The sequence below is a fragment of the Collinsella tanakaei genome (assembly GCF_016900375.1).
In the GTDB taxonomy this organism is placed as follows: Bacteria; Actinomycetota; Coriobacteriia; order Coriobacteriales; family Coriobacteriaceae; genus Collinsella.
In genome coordinates this window covers 133,843-148,313 of sequence record NZ_JACJKB010000004.1, presented here as the reverse complement: position 1 = coordinate 148,313, position 14,471 = coordinate 133,843, and the positions used below count along the sequence as shown (strand labels likewise).

Annotated in this window: 9 protein-coding genes; 2 read left to right on the top strand and 7 right to left on the bottom strand. The window is 65.6% G+C overall.

Annotated elements, in window-relative coordinates; genetic code table 11:
* Positions 1-71: 71 nt before the first annotated feature.
* From H6A16_RS04200 to serC, 6 genes are all read right to left on the bottom strand, one after another.
* The gene (locus H6A16_RS04200; protein ID WP_204616403.1) at positions 72-1,328 is read right to left on the bottom strand and encodes a DUF1015 domain-containing protein; all 1,257 of its coding nucleotides are present in this window, start codon (positions 1,326-1,328) and stop codon (positions 72-74) included.
* A 237-nt stretch (positions 1,329-1,565) separates the two neighbouring features.
* Complete coding sequence (locus H6A16_RS10985) at positions 1,566-3,032, bottom strand: InlB B-repeat-containing protein (protein WP_204616402.1); 1,467 nt, start codon at positions 3,030-3,032, stop codon at positions 1,566-1,568.
* Entirely contained in the window at positions 3,033-5,255 is a 2,223-nt protein-coding gene (locus tag H6A16_RS10890; RefSeq protein WP_204616401.1) for a S8 family serine peptidase, read from the bottom strand.
* 278 nt (positions 5,256-5,533) lie between these two features.
* Positions 5,534-6,721, bottom strand: a complete 1,188-nt coding sequence (locus H6A16_RS04185) for a M20 family metallopeptidase (RefSeq protein WP_239458187.1) — start codon at positions 6,719-6,721, stop codon at positions 5,534-5,536.
* Between the two features lie 363 nt (positions 6,722-7,084).
* Entirely contained in the window at positions 7,085-8,248 is a 1,164-nt protein-coding gene (locus tag H6A16_RS04180; protein WP_204616397.1) for a phosphoglycerate dehydrogenase, read from the bottom strand.
* Between the two features lie 157 nt (positions 8,249-8,405).
* On the bottom strand, positions 8,406-9,518 hold the full coding sequence (serC, locus tag H6A16_RS04175) for a 3-phosphoserine/phosphohydroxythreonine transaminase (protein ID WP_204616396.1): 1,113 nt from the start codon (positions 9,516-9,518) through the stop codon (positions 8,406-8,408).
* Positions 9,519-9,823: 305 nt separating this feature from the next.
* Between serC and H6A16_RS04170 the strand changes: the two genes are divergently transcribed.
* A complete protein-coding gene (locus tag H6A16_RS04170) occupies positions 9,824-10,657 on the top strand; it encodes a metallophosphoesterase family protein (RefSeq protein WP_204616395.1) in 834 nt (277 codons plus the stop codon).
* A gap of 230 nt (positions 10,658-10,887) precedes the next feature.
* Here the strand turns inward: H6A16_RS04170 and H6A16_RS04165 are convergent, their stop codons facing one another.
* Complete coding sequence (locus tag H6A16_RS04165) at positions 10,888-12,393, bottom strand: lipopolysaccharide biosynthesis protein (protein ID WP_239458186.1); 1,506 nt, start codon at positions 12,391-12,393, stop codon at positions 10,888-10,890.
* 344 nt (positions 12,394-12,737) lie between these two features.
* Here H6A16_RS04165 and pckA point away from each other — a divergent pair, with 344 nt between their 5' ends.
* The gene (pckA, locus tag H6A16_RS04160) at positions 12,738-14,327 is read left to right on the top strand and encodes a phosphoenolpyruvate carboxykinase (ATP) (RefSeq protein WP_204616394.1); all 1,590 of its coding nucleotides are present in this window, start codon (positions 12,738-12,740) and stop codon (positions 14,325-14,327) included.
* Positions 14,328-14,471: the final 144 nt, after the last annotated feature.

Here is a 14,471-nt window from a genome sequence, read left to right as displayed (position 1 = left end):
CTGCGCGCGACATCGCCCCTGTTGCATACCGAGCGAAAGGGGGCGCACCCGGGAGTGCGTCCCCTTTCGCGCTATTTCGCGATTCGGTGGATAAACAGGCCGCTGCGCAGCTTGGGCTCGAACCACGTGGACTTGGGAGGCATGAGCAGGCCTGCGTCGGCCACGGCGAGCAGCTGATCGATCGAGGTGGCGAACATCGAGAACGCCACGCCGTCTGCGCCCGCGCGGCGCTCGAGCTCGTCGACGCCGCGGATGCCGCCCACGAAGCTGATGCGCGGGTCGAGGCGCACATCTCCGATGCCCAGAATGGGGGAGATGACCCGATCCTGAAGCACCGAGACATCGAGGGACGAGACCGGGTCCGCACCAGCGACCTCGGCGGCGAGTTCGTCGCCAAAGCTCATGCGCCACCAGCGCCCATCGGTATAGAGGCCGACAACCCCTGCGCGCTCGGGCTCGACGGCGCTCTCGACGGGCTCGACGACGAATCCGGCCTCACGTATGCGTGCGAGCAGCTCATCGACGGTCAGCCCCGCGCGGTCGGCGACCACGCGGTTGTAGGGCAGGATGGTGAGCTGGCTTGCGGGGAACAGGACGGACAGGAAGAAGTTGAACGGCTCCTTGCCGGTAAGGGTTCCCGCCGCGCGGGCCTCCTCGCGCATGGCTTGGGCGACCTTCACGGCCGACGCGGTGCGGTGATGGCCATCGGCGATATAGGCGCAGGGCACCTGCTGGAACATGGCGTGCACGGCCTCGACGGCGTCGGGGCGGGCAATCTCCCAAACGGTCTGGCGAACACCCTCGTCGTCAGTGAAACGGTAGAGCGGCGTGGCGGACTTGGCCGCACCGATGATGACATCGAGGACGGGCTGGTCGCGATAGGTGAGAAAGATCGGACCCGTCTGGCATCCCAACGCGCGCATGTGCTCGATGCGGTCGCGCTCCTTGTCCTCCCGCGTGAGCTCGTGGCGCTTGATCGTGCCGTCCTCGTACTCGTCGACGGCGCAGACGGCGACGACGCCCGTCTGCACGTGGCCGTCCATCTCGAGTTCGTAGACGTAATAGGAACGGTTGCCATCGGCGATGTACGTGCCATCGTCGATGCGCTCGCGCAGAAGCTCGGCGCCGCGCGCGTAGACTTCGGGTGCGTACATGTCCTGGTCGGGGGCGAACTGCGTCTCGGGGCGGTCGATGTTCAAAAACGACAGCGGGCGTTCGCGCACGTACGCGGCGGCCTCGGCGCGGTCGAACACATCGTAGGGGAGCGCTGCGACCTCGGCCGCATGCTCGGGGACCGGTCGAATGCAGGGGAAGGGGAGTACGCGCATGGCTTGCCTTTCATGCGAGGGGATGCAAATGCTGCTGCCCATGATACCGTAGTCGGTCCGGCGGCGTCCTTGTTTGGGTACATGCCGGCAGGGTGCGGAAATGCGTGGTTCACAATTGACCATCCGGTACTGGACGGCCATCTGGTCGCGCACCCATATGGTCGCGCAGGCGGTTCCAACGGAAAAGCGCCCAGCCCCGGAAGCGGAGCTGGGCGCCCAGGCGCTCAATCGACGCGTTTAGCCGCGGCGTCCACGCCGGCGCAGGAGTATGCCCGCGGCGACGATGACGGCACCCAGCGCGGCGACGACGCCCACGAGGACGAGCGCGGTGTCGCCGGTGGTGGGCATGGGCTTCGAAGAGGCCGTCGCGCCCGCCGTGGGCTTCTGTGCGGGACGGTTGCCCGTTGCCCCCGGCGTCGACTGCGCGGGCGTGCTTTCCGTCCCGGAAGGATCGTCGGCGCCTCCGCCTTGCTCGGTACCGCCGCCCTGCTCGCCGGTGGCCCGGAAGCGCGCGGTAAGCTCGGCGGCTTCGGTGACCTTCGTCGAGAACGTCGCATCGGTCGACACGCAGGTGCCCTCGGCGTCGTACCAGCCGTCAAACGCATAGCCGGTCTGCGGTGCCGCGCTCCAGGTGGCGATATCGCCCACGAGCGCGCGGTCGGTGGATGCAGCTGCTCCGAGCCCGTCGTTCACCGTGGCGATGCCGACGGTCTCGGCCTTCGCGTTGAGCGCGACGTCGGGTGCTCCGAGCTTGGAGGAAACCGCAGGGTCAACGACGTAGATGCCGGCGGCCCCCTCGACGTCAGGCTGTTGGCAGGCGAGATAGAGCGCATCGCCCGACATCGCCACGCCGCTCACGACGAGTCCCGAGGAGCTCGCGGCTCCCAACATGCCGAGGCTGTGCGCGCTGACGCTGTCGGCATCGATCGCAAAGAGGTCGTCCAACCCGTCGAGGCGGTTGCCGGCGTACACGGCTCCGGAGCCCGTGGTTGCCGCGAGGGCGCCGGGGAGGTTGGCGACATCGGTGAACGTGAGAGCGTCGGGGCCGTCGAGGGGCTGATAGTCCCACGTGCCGCTCTGCTCGTCGTAGCCCAGCAGGTCGAGTGTGGTTTCGGGCAGGTCGAACGAGACGGCGGAACCGATCGCCTTGAGGCTCTTGCCGCCGATCAGCTGCATGATGACGTCATCCATGTCGATTGCCGCGTGCAGGGAATGCTGGGCGTTGCCCTCGGTATCGATCGAGATGAGATGCGCTGCGTTGCCATAGGTGCCGCCGGCGTCGTCCATGATGTACTGGTGCGTGCTGGCGACAAACCAGACGCGGCCGTCGGCGGTTGTTGCCGATGCGGAGCGGAGGTAGGTGTCGGCGGGGCTGAGGATCTCCTCGCGATAGGCTTCGCGCCATGCGCTCCACGCCGTTCCGTCGTCGAGGTCAAGCGTGGCGACGTAGAACACGTAATTCATCGTCTCGTCGGTCGTTATCGGGTCGCAGGCGAATGCGTAGAGCGTGCCCGCGAGCTCGGCGTACACGATGTCGCTGCGGTAGGAATACGGCGCGTCATGCGTGTCCCAGGGCGTCTGCGCGGCGGGCAGCTGCTTCCAGCTCGCGTTCGCCTGCGCGGGATCGATCAGCTGATAGGCGTAGTCACCCTGGTTGCTCAGGTACAGCAGGCGGTCGGGCAGGCCCAGAAGGACGCTGTTCACCTAGTCGGTCGAAGAGTCGGGCAGCTCGGCGATGCGCTCGAGCGAGACTGCGTCGTCTTCGTCGAGCAGGGTGTACGCAGCCTCGTGGGTCTTGCCGGTTGAGGCGTCGATGACGGCGACCCGATGCTCGGCGCCGTCGATGACCGAGGCGCTCACGCGGGCCGTCACGTAGTCATCTGCCTGGTCGGTGACGGTCGCCGCGCTGCCATCGACGCTCACCGAGGCGTCGGCAAGCCCGCGGCCGTAGAGCGTGATCGTCTCGGCTTGGGCATCTGCCGTGGCCGACCACGTGTTCGCGCTGATGCCCTCCTCGTCGCCGAGGGCGGTCTCGAGGGAAAGGCTGCCGTCGGTCGCGATGTCGCGCTCGCCGGTGAGGTTGATCGGTTCGGTCGAGCCCACGATGCGCCCGCGCAGCTCGAGTGGGGTTTCGTCGGGGTAGCGGCTGGCGAGTTCTGCGACGGCGCCCGCGACGTGCGGTGCCGCCATCGAGGTGCCGCTCATGAAGCCATAGGGCTCGAAGTCCGACTTCTCTCCCGCGCCGAGGCCCGAGATCAGCAGGGTGCCCTGAGTGCTGTTCGCGTTCGTGATGGAATAGATGGTGACCTGGGCGGTCAGCTCGTCATATGCCGTGGGGTTGTCGGCAAGCGGCCAGTTGGCCGAGCCCACGGTATCGATGTCGACGCTCGTGAACGTCGCATACATATCGTTCAGGGGAACCTCCTCGCCGTCCTGGGTGGCGGTGAGGGAGACGAGCATGTTGGCGCTCGGCTGCGCGGTGGGCGACTGCCTGTCGGTTTCGGCCATGAGGCTCAGCAGGTAGCCGCTTCCGTCTTTCGTGGCGGTCTTCGACAGGTCGTCGGGGTCGACGTTCCAGGTGAGATCCAGGTAGACGAAGCCCGTGCCATCGTCCGGCAGGCCGGCGATCTTCGAGCTGTCCTCGAACACGCGCAGCGCCGGCTCTCCGGTCAGCGGGCTTTCATCGATGCTGAGGCGCACCGGGCTGCTCGCATCGCCCGCGCCTGTGCCCTCAGCGAGGGTTTCGCCGGAAATGCCGCCGTGCAGCCTCCAGGAGATGCTGTCGAGAAGGTCCGAGTCGAACGACTGGTTATAGGCGAGCTTGTCATCGGCGACAAGCGACGAGATGTAGAACGAGTCGGCTGCGGACGGCGAGACCGTCGAGATGATGGTCGAGCCCGGTGCCGCGAGGTCGACGTCGGTGGCGTTCCAGTTGGAGAAGGAGGACAGCTCGTTGCGCGCGTTGGACGACGCGACGACGATCGCGTAGGGGCTCTTGAGCCTGGCGGTGCCGCTCGATGTCGATGCCGCCGACTCGTCTTCAAGATCGGATCCATTGTTGCCCGCCGCGAAGTCAGAGAGGACGCCCGCCTTGCCCGCCTGGTTCACCAGGTAGTCGAGGACGGGCTGGTAGCCGCCGAAAGCCAAGGAGAGGTTGGCAGCGACGATATTCTCGCCGGCGAGTCGCGCCTGGATGATGTACTGGTACGCCTTGACGATCGACGCGAGGTACAGTGCGCCACCCGAGTTGTCCTCGGTGGCCTTGCACGCCATGATCTCCGTGCGTTGCGCTATGCCCGCCATGCCCGTGCCGTTGTCGGTCTCAGCGGCGATGACGCCCGCGCAGTGCGTTCCGTGCGATCCCGCAAGGGAGCTATCCGGCATGGGGTCGTCATCATCGGTGCTGAAGTCGTAGCCGTGCTTGCCGGGAAGCCCGATGTCGCCGGGGTTCGTCCACGCGACGTCAGCGAGGTCGGGATGCGAGAAGTCGACGCCCGTGTCGATGACGGCAACGATGTTCGCGTCGTCGTCGCTTTCGGTGTCACGCGTCTCCCAGAGGGCGTCGAAACCGATGCCCGTCTGCTCGTCGTTGAACGAGTACTGCCACGTATCGTAGAGCGGGTCGTCGGGGCTCGCCGCGATGTGTCCGATGGTGTTGGGCTGCGCCGCGACGACGCAGTCGAGCTGCTCGAGGTCGCCCACGAGCTGCTCGGGCTCGGCGTCACCCTCGACAAGTGCGATGCGGATGTCGTCTCCACTGGGGATGGAGCTCGTTGCCTCGCCATCGGTGCTCAGCAGCGATGCCTCGTTGGCATCGGTGTCGGAAAGGTCCCAGACCTGCTGGACGCTGACGCCCGCTGCCGCGAGCTGGCTTTCGCCCTCCGCGAGCAGGCTTACCGCGTCATCGTTTGTGGTGCGGTAGAGCACGAGGGCCTGTTGGGGCGCCGCATCGAGGTTCTCGTTGCTGCTTTGGATACCCTGAGCGATCGCCGGCGTCAGGCCAAGGAGGCAGACGAATGAGACCGCGAGGGGATAAGCCGGGTTTTATGTGCCATGGGGCTGCCTTTCGCGCTGCATCAATACGCAAAGTATATGGGCAGCCGCTCAAGCGGTTGGAACGTTGGGCACGAGAGGTCGGTTTTATGCGTGAACGGAGGGGTCTTGCGGCGCTTTCAGGCGGTCCGGGGAGGTTTAACTTGAAGCCGCTACCAGAGCTCCGCTTCGAGCAGGTGGGTGAGCACGCGCTCGACGCGTTCGATATCCGCGTGCGGAACGTGCTCGTCGGGCTTGTGCGCGAGCGCGAGCGAACCCGGGCCGTACGAGGCACAGGTCCGGTTGGCGCAGCGCCCCGCGATGACGGCGGTGTCGGTATAGCCGGTGAAGAAGCCGACCCCCGCGGGCGTGCCGCACGTGTCTACCGATGCGCGCTGGAGCGCGGCGACCAAGGGCGATGCCGGGTCGCGCTCGATGGCCGGGCGGTCGCCTGTGATCACGAAGCTGCCCGTGCAGCCGGGTACAGCCTCCTCCGCGCGGGCGATGGCGCGCTCGACGATGGCGCGCGCCGCCTGCGTGTCGGTAGGCGGCACGAGGCGCATGTCGATCCACACGGTGCAGGTGTCCGGAACCACATAGGGCTGGTATCCGCCTTCGATCTGCCCGAACGTGACGGTGGATGGCCCCAGCTCGTCGTGAGCGGGCAGTTCGTTGAACTCGCGCCTGATAGAGCAGATCGCCTCCGCCATCGCGGCGATAGCGTCTGCACCCTGCCAGGGCTGGCTTGCGTGCGCCGTTACGCCGTTCATGGTGAGCTCGAACCATGTGCGCCCCTTGTGCGCCACCTGGATTTGGCCGTCGGTGGGCTCGGTGTCGAGCACCCATTCGTCCGCGCCGACCCATCCGGCTTCGATGGCCGCTTCGGCGCCGCGCATCTGGTCCTCTTCGTCCACGGTGCAGATGAGCGAGAAGCTGCGCAGGGGGAGCGTGCCGTGATCGGCGATGGCGTCGAGCTGCGAAAACAGCGCCGAGATCGCGCACGCGAGTCCGCCCTTCATGTCGCAGGCCCCGCGTCCGTACAGCATCCCGTCGCGTTCGAGCGCTCCAAGCGGGTCGATGTCTGGGCTCCAGCCGTCGCCCAGCGTCACGGTGTCCATGTGGCAGATGTATACGAGGCGCGGCTCGTCGCCGGTGCCCGGAACGGTGACCATGAGATTGCGGCGCCCGGGCATGACCTCGAGCTCCTCGATGGCCACGTGCTGCGCTAGGTCCTCGGGTAGCGCCGATACCTCCTGCTCGACGATGTCCTTGATGCGGCGTTCGATCTCGTCCTCATAGGCCCCCGGATCGCTGCTGTCGATACGCACCAGCTCGCGCAGGAGCTTCCAAGCCACGCCCATGGTTCTCGATCCTCTCATCTGAGGTTGAATAGGTGGTCCGAACCCATTGTGGCACGCCCTTGCATCGCGGCGCTGGACATTTTGCCCAGATATGTACTAAGCGAACCCCGTAGATGCGTGTCCAAGGTCCCCAGGGTGCTCCAACGCGAGCTCCTCGGATAGAAAAGCAAGCATCAAGCTATAAAAGCGAAAAGCATTACGGTATAAATGCGCAGAGAAGTCCATCTCTCATGTTGCTCAAGGCTTCGAAAAAGTACATATCTGGGCAAAATGCCCCGGACGGCGTCCGGGGCATCATCAGTTCGAGCATATGTGTCGTTTGCGGATGCAGCGGACCGCGCCTAAGCACCCAGTCAGGCGATCCTACTTGATCACGCGCACGCGATAGACCGCGGGAATCCGCTTGAGCGCTTCGATGGTGGAGGCCTCCAGGTGCTCGTCGGTGTCGAACATCGTGTAGGCGTTCTCGCCGGCGCTCTCGTTGACCATGCGCTGCACGTTGGCGTTGTCGTCGGCCAGGATGCGGGTGATCTGACCGATCATGTTGGGCACGTTGGCGTGCAGGCAGGCGATGCGGCTCGCGGCGCGTGCCTTGCCCATGGAGCAGGCGGGGTAGTTCACGGAGTGGGCGATATTGCCGTTCTCCAGGTAGTCCTTGAGCTCGGAGATGGCCATGTCGGCGCAATTCGCCTCGGCCTCGCCCGTGCCGGCGCCCGAGTGCGTGGTGATGAACGTGTTGGGCATGAGCACCGTCTTGGGCGTCGCGAAGTCGCATGCGAACCACGAGAGCTTGCCGCGATGCAGGGCGGTGTCCACGGCGTCCTCGTCGATGATGGTCTCGCGCGCGAAGTTGATGAGCACGGCACCCGGGGCGAGCAGGTCAAGCTGCTCGGTCGAAATCATGCCCACCGTGTCTGCCTTGCTGGGCACGTGCAGGGTCAGGTAGTCGCAGCCGCGGCAGAGGTCCTCGAGCGTGCCCACGCGCTGCACGTTCTGCGAGAGCGCCCACGCGTGCTCGACGGAGATGAACGGATCGTAGCCGTAGACGTCCATGCCGAGGGCGACGCAGGTGTTGGCGACCTTGGAGCCCACGTTGCCCAAGCCGATGACGCCCACGCGCTTTCCCTTGAGCTCATGGCCCACGAACGCCTTCTTGGCCTTCTCGGCGTTGACGAGGATGTCCGGGTCGTCGGCGTTGTTGCGCACCCACTCCATGGACTGCACGATGCCGCGGCTCGACATGATCATCATGGCGATGACGATCTCCTTGACGGCGTTGGCGTTGGCGCCGGGGGAGTTGAAGACGACGACGCCCTGCTTGGCGTACTCCTCGACGGGGATGTTGTTCACGCCGGCGCCGCAGCGGGCGATGGCACGGATGGACTCGGGCAGCTCGTAGCCGTGCAGGTCGGTGGAGCGCATGAGGATGGCGTCGGCGTCCTCCGTGTTCTCGACGAACTCGTAGCCCTCGCCGAACTCGACGTCTCCGTCCTTGGTGATGTCATCGATGGTCTTGATATAGCGCATGGAAAGATCTCCTTCGTGCGAATCGGTATGGTGGAAAGCCGCACGCGGTATCGGCGATACTGTCATTCACCTCGGCGGCTTCGCACCTGGCAAAGCGAACAGCGCCGGGACGATGCAGCCCCGGCGGAGATGGGAGAAGGCCCGCGAAACCTGCGGGCTACAAAGATCGCCCGCCCGCCATCTGCTTCGCTTCGAATTCGCGCATATAGGCGGCAAGGGCCTCGACAGACTCCATGCTCACGGCGTTGTAGATGCTCGCGCGCATACCGCCCACCAGGCGGTGGCCCGCGATGCCCTCGATGCCGTGCTCGCGCGCACCCGCCACGAAGGCGGCGTCGAGCTCCTTGCTGCCGGTCGTGAACGTCACGTTGGCGATGGAGCGCGACGCGGGCTGCGCGGTGCCGCGGTACAGCCCGCTTGCGTCGAGCACATCGTAGAGCACGTCCGCCTTGGCGCGGTTGCGCTGTTCCATGGCGGCAAGGCCGCCGGTGGCCTCGACCCAGGCGAACACCTTGCCGCACAGGTAGATGCCGAAGGTGTTGGGGGTGTTGAGCATCGAGCCCTTAGCGGCCTCGGTGCGGTAATCCAGGTAGCTCGGGCAGATGCCCAGAGCGGGGCCGTCGGCGATGAGGTCCTCGCGTACGATGACGACGGTCACACCCGCAGGGCCGGCGTTCTTCTGGGCGCCGGCGTAGATGAGGCCGTAGCGCTCGACATCGAGCGGGAACGAGAGGAAGCAGCTGGACACATCGGCCACGAGGGGGACATCCCCGGTGTCGGGGAGCTTGTGGTACATCGTGCCGAAAATCGTGTTGTTCTGGCAGATGTGGACGTAGTCGAGGTCGCCCGCGGCGCAGCGCTCGGCAACGGGAGCGAGGTCGGGGATGCGGTCGAAGTTGGTAGCCTCGCTCGTGGCAAGCGCCTCGGCCTGGCCGTAACGGCCGGCTTCCTCCCACGCCTTCTTGGCGAAGTTGCCGGAGACGACGTAGCCCGCGTGCTTCGTGCGCATGAGGTTCAGCGGGACGGCAGCGAACTCGAGGGTGGCGCCACCCTGCAAAAACAGGACACGGTAGGTGTCGGGAATGTTCAGGACGCGGCGCAGGCAGCTCTCCGTCTCGTCGAAGATCTGCTGGTAGGCAGCGGAGCGATGGCTCATCTCGAGCACCGACATGCCGCAGCCGCGGTAATCGACAAGCTCGGCCGCGGTCTCGGCCAGAACGCTTTCGGGCAGGGCAGCGGGGCCCGCCGAGAAGTTATGCACGCGCGCCATAAACGATGGCCTCCAAAACGTCGATCAGGGCTCTGATACCCAGGGGTCCGCCGGCAGGCCAACCGCGATGCGGCGCGGCATGGGCGCTCGCCGGTGGTCCTTTACTCTAGCATAGGGGCCATATGCCCTGCATTCCTTAACCTTCGTGAAACCTCGCCTGCATAAGCGCTACAGGTCGGTGGCGGGGGAGCGCTGTCGCGCCTGTTGTCGAAAAAGGATAGCGTTACCGTGCAGATTCGCATATCGGGCGCTCTGGCGGTACAATAACGTTCAACTTGAGCTTTAAGGATTAAGGGGACAGCGGCATGGCGACGTACGTCACATCGGATGCTCACGGGCACGTGCGCGCGCTCGACCGCGCTCTCGAGCAGATCTCGTTCGGGGACGATGACGAGCTGTACGTGCTGGGCGACATGATCGACCGCGGTCCCGACCCGGTCGAGGTGCTGCGCCTCGTGCACAGCCTGCCGCGCACCTACGTGCTCATGGGCAACCACGAGAGCATGATGCTCTCGACGCTTGCCACCGGCGACCAGGTTGACCTGCTCACCTGGGAGATGAACGGCGGCTCCACCACCGCTGCGGGGCTCGACGCCTGCGGGCATCAGGAGTACGTGGAGCTCGTCGACTGGATCGATAACCTGCCGCTCTACGACGTGGTCGAGGTCGGCGGCAGGACCTACCTGCTCGTGCACGCGGGTATCGATGCGCTGGCGCTGCGGGGCTACCTTGCCACAGCGGGGTTCGGCCCGAGCGAAGGGTACGGCAGCGTGCCCGCTGACGTGCTGCGCGAGGCCGTGTCGCGCCAGGACCCGGACGACCTGCTGTGGATTCGTGGCGAGTTCTGGGGAGAGCCGACGGGCCTCGTGGGCCCGGACGGCAAGGGCCCGGTGGTGATCGCGGGGCACACGCCTACGGTTCTGCTCGCCCGCTACGCGCAGGGCATGAGTCGTCGCGTGCTCGACGAGGACGGCCACGCGTGCATGGTCGAGGTCGGCGCGAGCTGGGACACGTTCGGCGTGGCCGACCGCATCGATATCGACTGCTCCGCCGCGGCCGGTGCCCCCGCGGGGCGCGTGGGTATCCTGCGCCTGGACGACCGCCGCATCTTCTACGGCGCCATCGAGGCGGGGGAGTAGCGGTTTCGCGCTGCGGGAGCGCCCCGGAAGCGCCCCACAGCGGCCTTTTACCGGTTCGATGGCAGTTTATGTAGCTTAAGCATTCGTAAGGTACCTAAGCCCTAGCGTTCGCGCGGCCTTATGAGCCCTTTTCTGCCAATTACCGGCAGAATATCGCTCCATCTGGCTGAATATAGGGTGTCGGTAAAATGCTCAAGCTGCAAGTTTAGCCAGCGTCGGTGCGGAAGACCCTACTCGGCGTGCACCTGAAGCTCCTCAATACCCGCGAAGGGGTCCTGCGCCTGCGTGATGTCGAGGCGGATGTGCACGTACTGCCAGACGAGCAGGCCGAGCAGCAGCACCATGACGGCAAGATAGCTTACGACCGCGCCGGTGAGGCCGAACAAGTTCACGAGGATCAGGGGCGCCACGACCGAAGCCGCGAGCGCGATGAGATAGAGCCGCATGACGTCGCCCGCGCGGCGCAGCACCGTGACGATGGCGTAGAGGAAGTCGATGGCGGCGGTCACGCCGCCCGCGCACACCATGAGGTAGGCGAGCACGCGGAAGCGTTCGAAGTCGAGGCCGTACATGATGCTCATGAGCGAGATGCCGAGCCAGCCCATGAAGAAGGCGACGCCGATGCAAAGCGCGAGGATGACGGCCATGACGGCGATGACCACCAGGTCGAAGCGGCGCCGCTTGCGCGGGTTCGCCCAGATGCTCGCCAGGCGCACGAGCTGCGGCTTGTAGATGAAGCCCGTGGCGAGCAGGATGCCCTGAGCGGGGAAGTACAGCGCGTTGAAGTAGAGCTGGTTCTCGTAGGCGATGGCGCCCTCCATGACGAACTTGGGCATGCTCTCGATGAGGTTGAAGATGAACAGCGCTGCGAATAGCGGGAAGCCCTGCGCAAACAGGTGCCCGATCTCGCGCAGGGTGGCGCGCCGCGATTTCTCGGTTTCGAACAGCGCGAGCGGCACGGTGACGAGGAGGAGCGAAGCCACGGCGACGAGAGCCATGCCGATGGAGGCGATCTCGAGGCTGCGGAACACGAACAGCAGGATGGAGAACGCCGCCACGGCGGCAACCGATCGAAGCGCCTGGCTGATGCCCGCCAGATAGAGCTTATCGGCCTGCTGTAACCTTCCTTCGTACACGTCGGCGACGCCGTCCACAACCTTATAGACGAACACGCCCTGGCAGATGGCGATCATCTGCGGGTCGTAGCCGCGCAGCGCGCAGTACAGGGCGCCGGCGGCAAGCGCGATCGCGCCGGTGATCCAGCGGTTCGCCTGATAGGACGCAAAGGCGCAGCGCTCATCGATATCCGACACCTGGTAGTTGCGGATGCCGTAGTTCGAGGCGACCATCAGCAGCGTGCCCACGACGAAGGCGAGCGAGAACATGCCCGCCCCCTCGGCGCCGGCAAGCTGCGTGGCGACGATGGTGAGCAGCGGGAACGTGAATCCCCAGATGGTCGTTCCGATTGTGTTCCATAGGTAGTCGCGGCCGGTGCTGCCCTCCTGGTATTGGGCCTCCTGCTCGGAAAGCGAGCCCTGGTAGACGGCTTCGAGCAGCCTTGTCCACCACCGGTTCACCAGCTGCGCGAGGGGTCCGGGTGCCCGGCGAGGCCGGTCGGCACGGCTGGAAGCGCCACCTGCGGCACCGGCCGGCGACACGCGGAAATGGGGGCTTTGGGTGCCGCCCGTCTTGCGCTTACGGAAGGCGGGGATGATATCGAGCGGGGATCGGGGCAAGCGTCTCACCTTATCTGGTATCTCGTGCACGCGTCGGTGCACGGAGCGTTCGCGGTATCGGTCGATTATAAGGCTTTACCCTAGGGGGCCCGCTGCACCGATGCGAACCTTCCCGTATTCCTTGAGGGGACATGGAAGGGGCGCGGCGTAGGCGGGCGTTGTTCCGTTGAGCGCACTTTCATTGTTCTTTCACCGCTTCGGGACTGTACGCACGGCAACCGATGCGGGTATGATTTGGACGGTGTGTCAGCGAACTCGCCGAATGCACCGTCCCATCATCGGGTTATATGGCATGGGGCGCGTGGCCGCCTGGGTGCGCGCCGGATGTATGAAAGGCAGTATCTATGATCGAGACTATCCTGCTGGAGTCCGGCATCGATTGCGATTTCGATCGCGTGCATGTCGACTGGAGCCCCGCCAAGCTCATCGAGCACGCGATCTCCCACCACGAGGCGTATCTGACCTCCACGGGCTCCCTGTCCGTGAGCACGGGCGCCTTCACCGGCCGCTCGCCTGAGAACCGCTACATCGTCGACGCCGGCGATGCCGAGCGCAACATCAACTGGAGCAGCCCGACCAACAAGCCCATCGACGAGAAGACCTACAAGCGCGTGCGCAAGAACGTCGCCCGCTACATGTCCCAGCGTCGTCACCTGTTCATCGTCCGCGGCTACGCGGGCGCCGACCGCCAGTACGCGCGCAAGGTCATGGTCGTGTGCGAGCGCGCCCACCAGGCCCTGTTCATCCAGAACATGCTGGTCCGCCCGACCGTTGACGAGCTCGAGGTCTTCGGCCGTCCTGACATCCTGGTCTTCGCCGCGCCCACCTACGTGTGCTCGCGCGACCGCGACGGTGTCGAGCCCGCTGCCGTCATCCTCGATATGAACAAGAAGAAGATCGTCGTCGCCGGCACCGGCTACTGCGGCGAGATCAAGAAGGCCATCTTCACGATGATGAACTACCTTCTGCCCATCGAGGACGGCGTGCTGCCCATGCACTGCTCCGCCAACGTCGACCCCAACACCGGCAAGACCTGCATCCTGTTCGGCCTGTCCGGCACCGGCAAGACGACGCTGTCCGCCGATCCCGAGCGCCTGCTCATCGGCGACGACGAGCACGGCTGGAGCCCGCGCGGTGTCTTCAACATCGAGGGCGGCTGCTACGCCAAGACCATCGACCTCACCCGTGAGCGCGAGCCGGACATCTTCGACGCCATCCGCTTCGGCTCGGTGTCCGAGAACGTCAAGCTCGACCGCCGCACCCGTGCCGCGATCTACTCCGATAGCTCCATCACCGAGAACGGTCGCGCCGCCTATCCGCTCGAGCACATCGAGCGCGTCGTCGAGTCTGGCACCGGTGAGATCCCGAGCGTCGTGCTGTTCCTGACGGCTGACGCCTACGGCGTGCTGCCCCCGATCTCCAAGCTCTCGCGCGAGCAGGCGATGTTCCACTTCCTGACCGGCTACACCGCCAAGGTCGCCGGCACCGAGCTGGGCGTCAAGGAGCCGCAGCCCACGTTCTCCGCGCTGTTCGGCGAGCCGTTCATGCCGCTCGACCACATGACCTACGCCTACCTGCTCGGCGAGAAGATCGCGCAGAACAACACCCGCGTCTACCTGGTGAACACCGGCTGGACCGGCGGCCCCTACGGCGTCGGCCACCGCATCGCGCTGTTCCACACCCGCGCACTCGTCAAGGCCGCTCAGACCGGCGAGCTGGATGTCGCCGGCTATCGTCACGACGACGTGTTCGATGTCGACGTGCCGATCGCCTGCCCGGGCGTTCCCACCGACCTGCTCATTCCGCGCAACACCTGGGCCGATCCCGAGGCCTACGACCGCGAGGCCCAGAGCCTGGCCGAGAAGTTCAAGGAGAACTTCAACAAGCGCTATCCCGGCGTTCAGCTCGAGGATCTGGCGAACATCAAGCGCTAAGCTTGATGGGATCCCGCAAAAGCGGGATGACATGACATAAACGCTCCCGTCTCCGGATGGGAGCGGCGCACGAGGGGCGTCCGCGTGCCGGTACCGTAGGACTTTGAAGGTAGCCGGCGTGTGGGCGCCCTTTGGTTCAAAGGC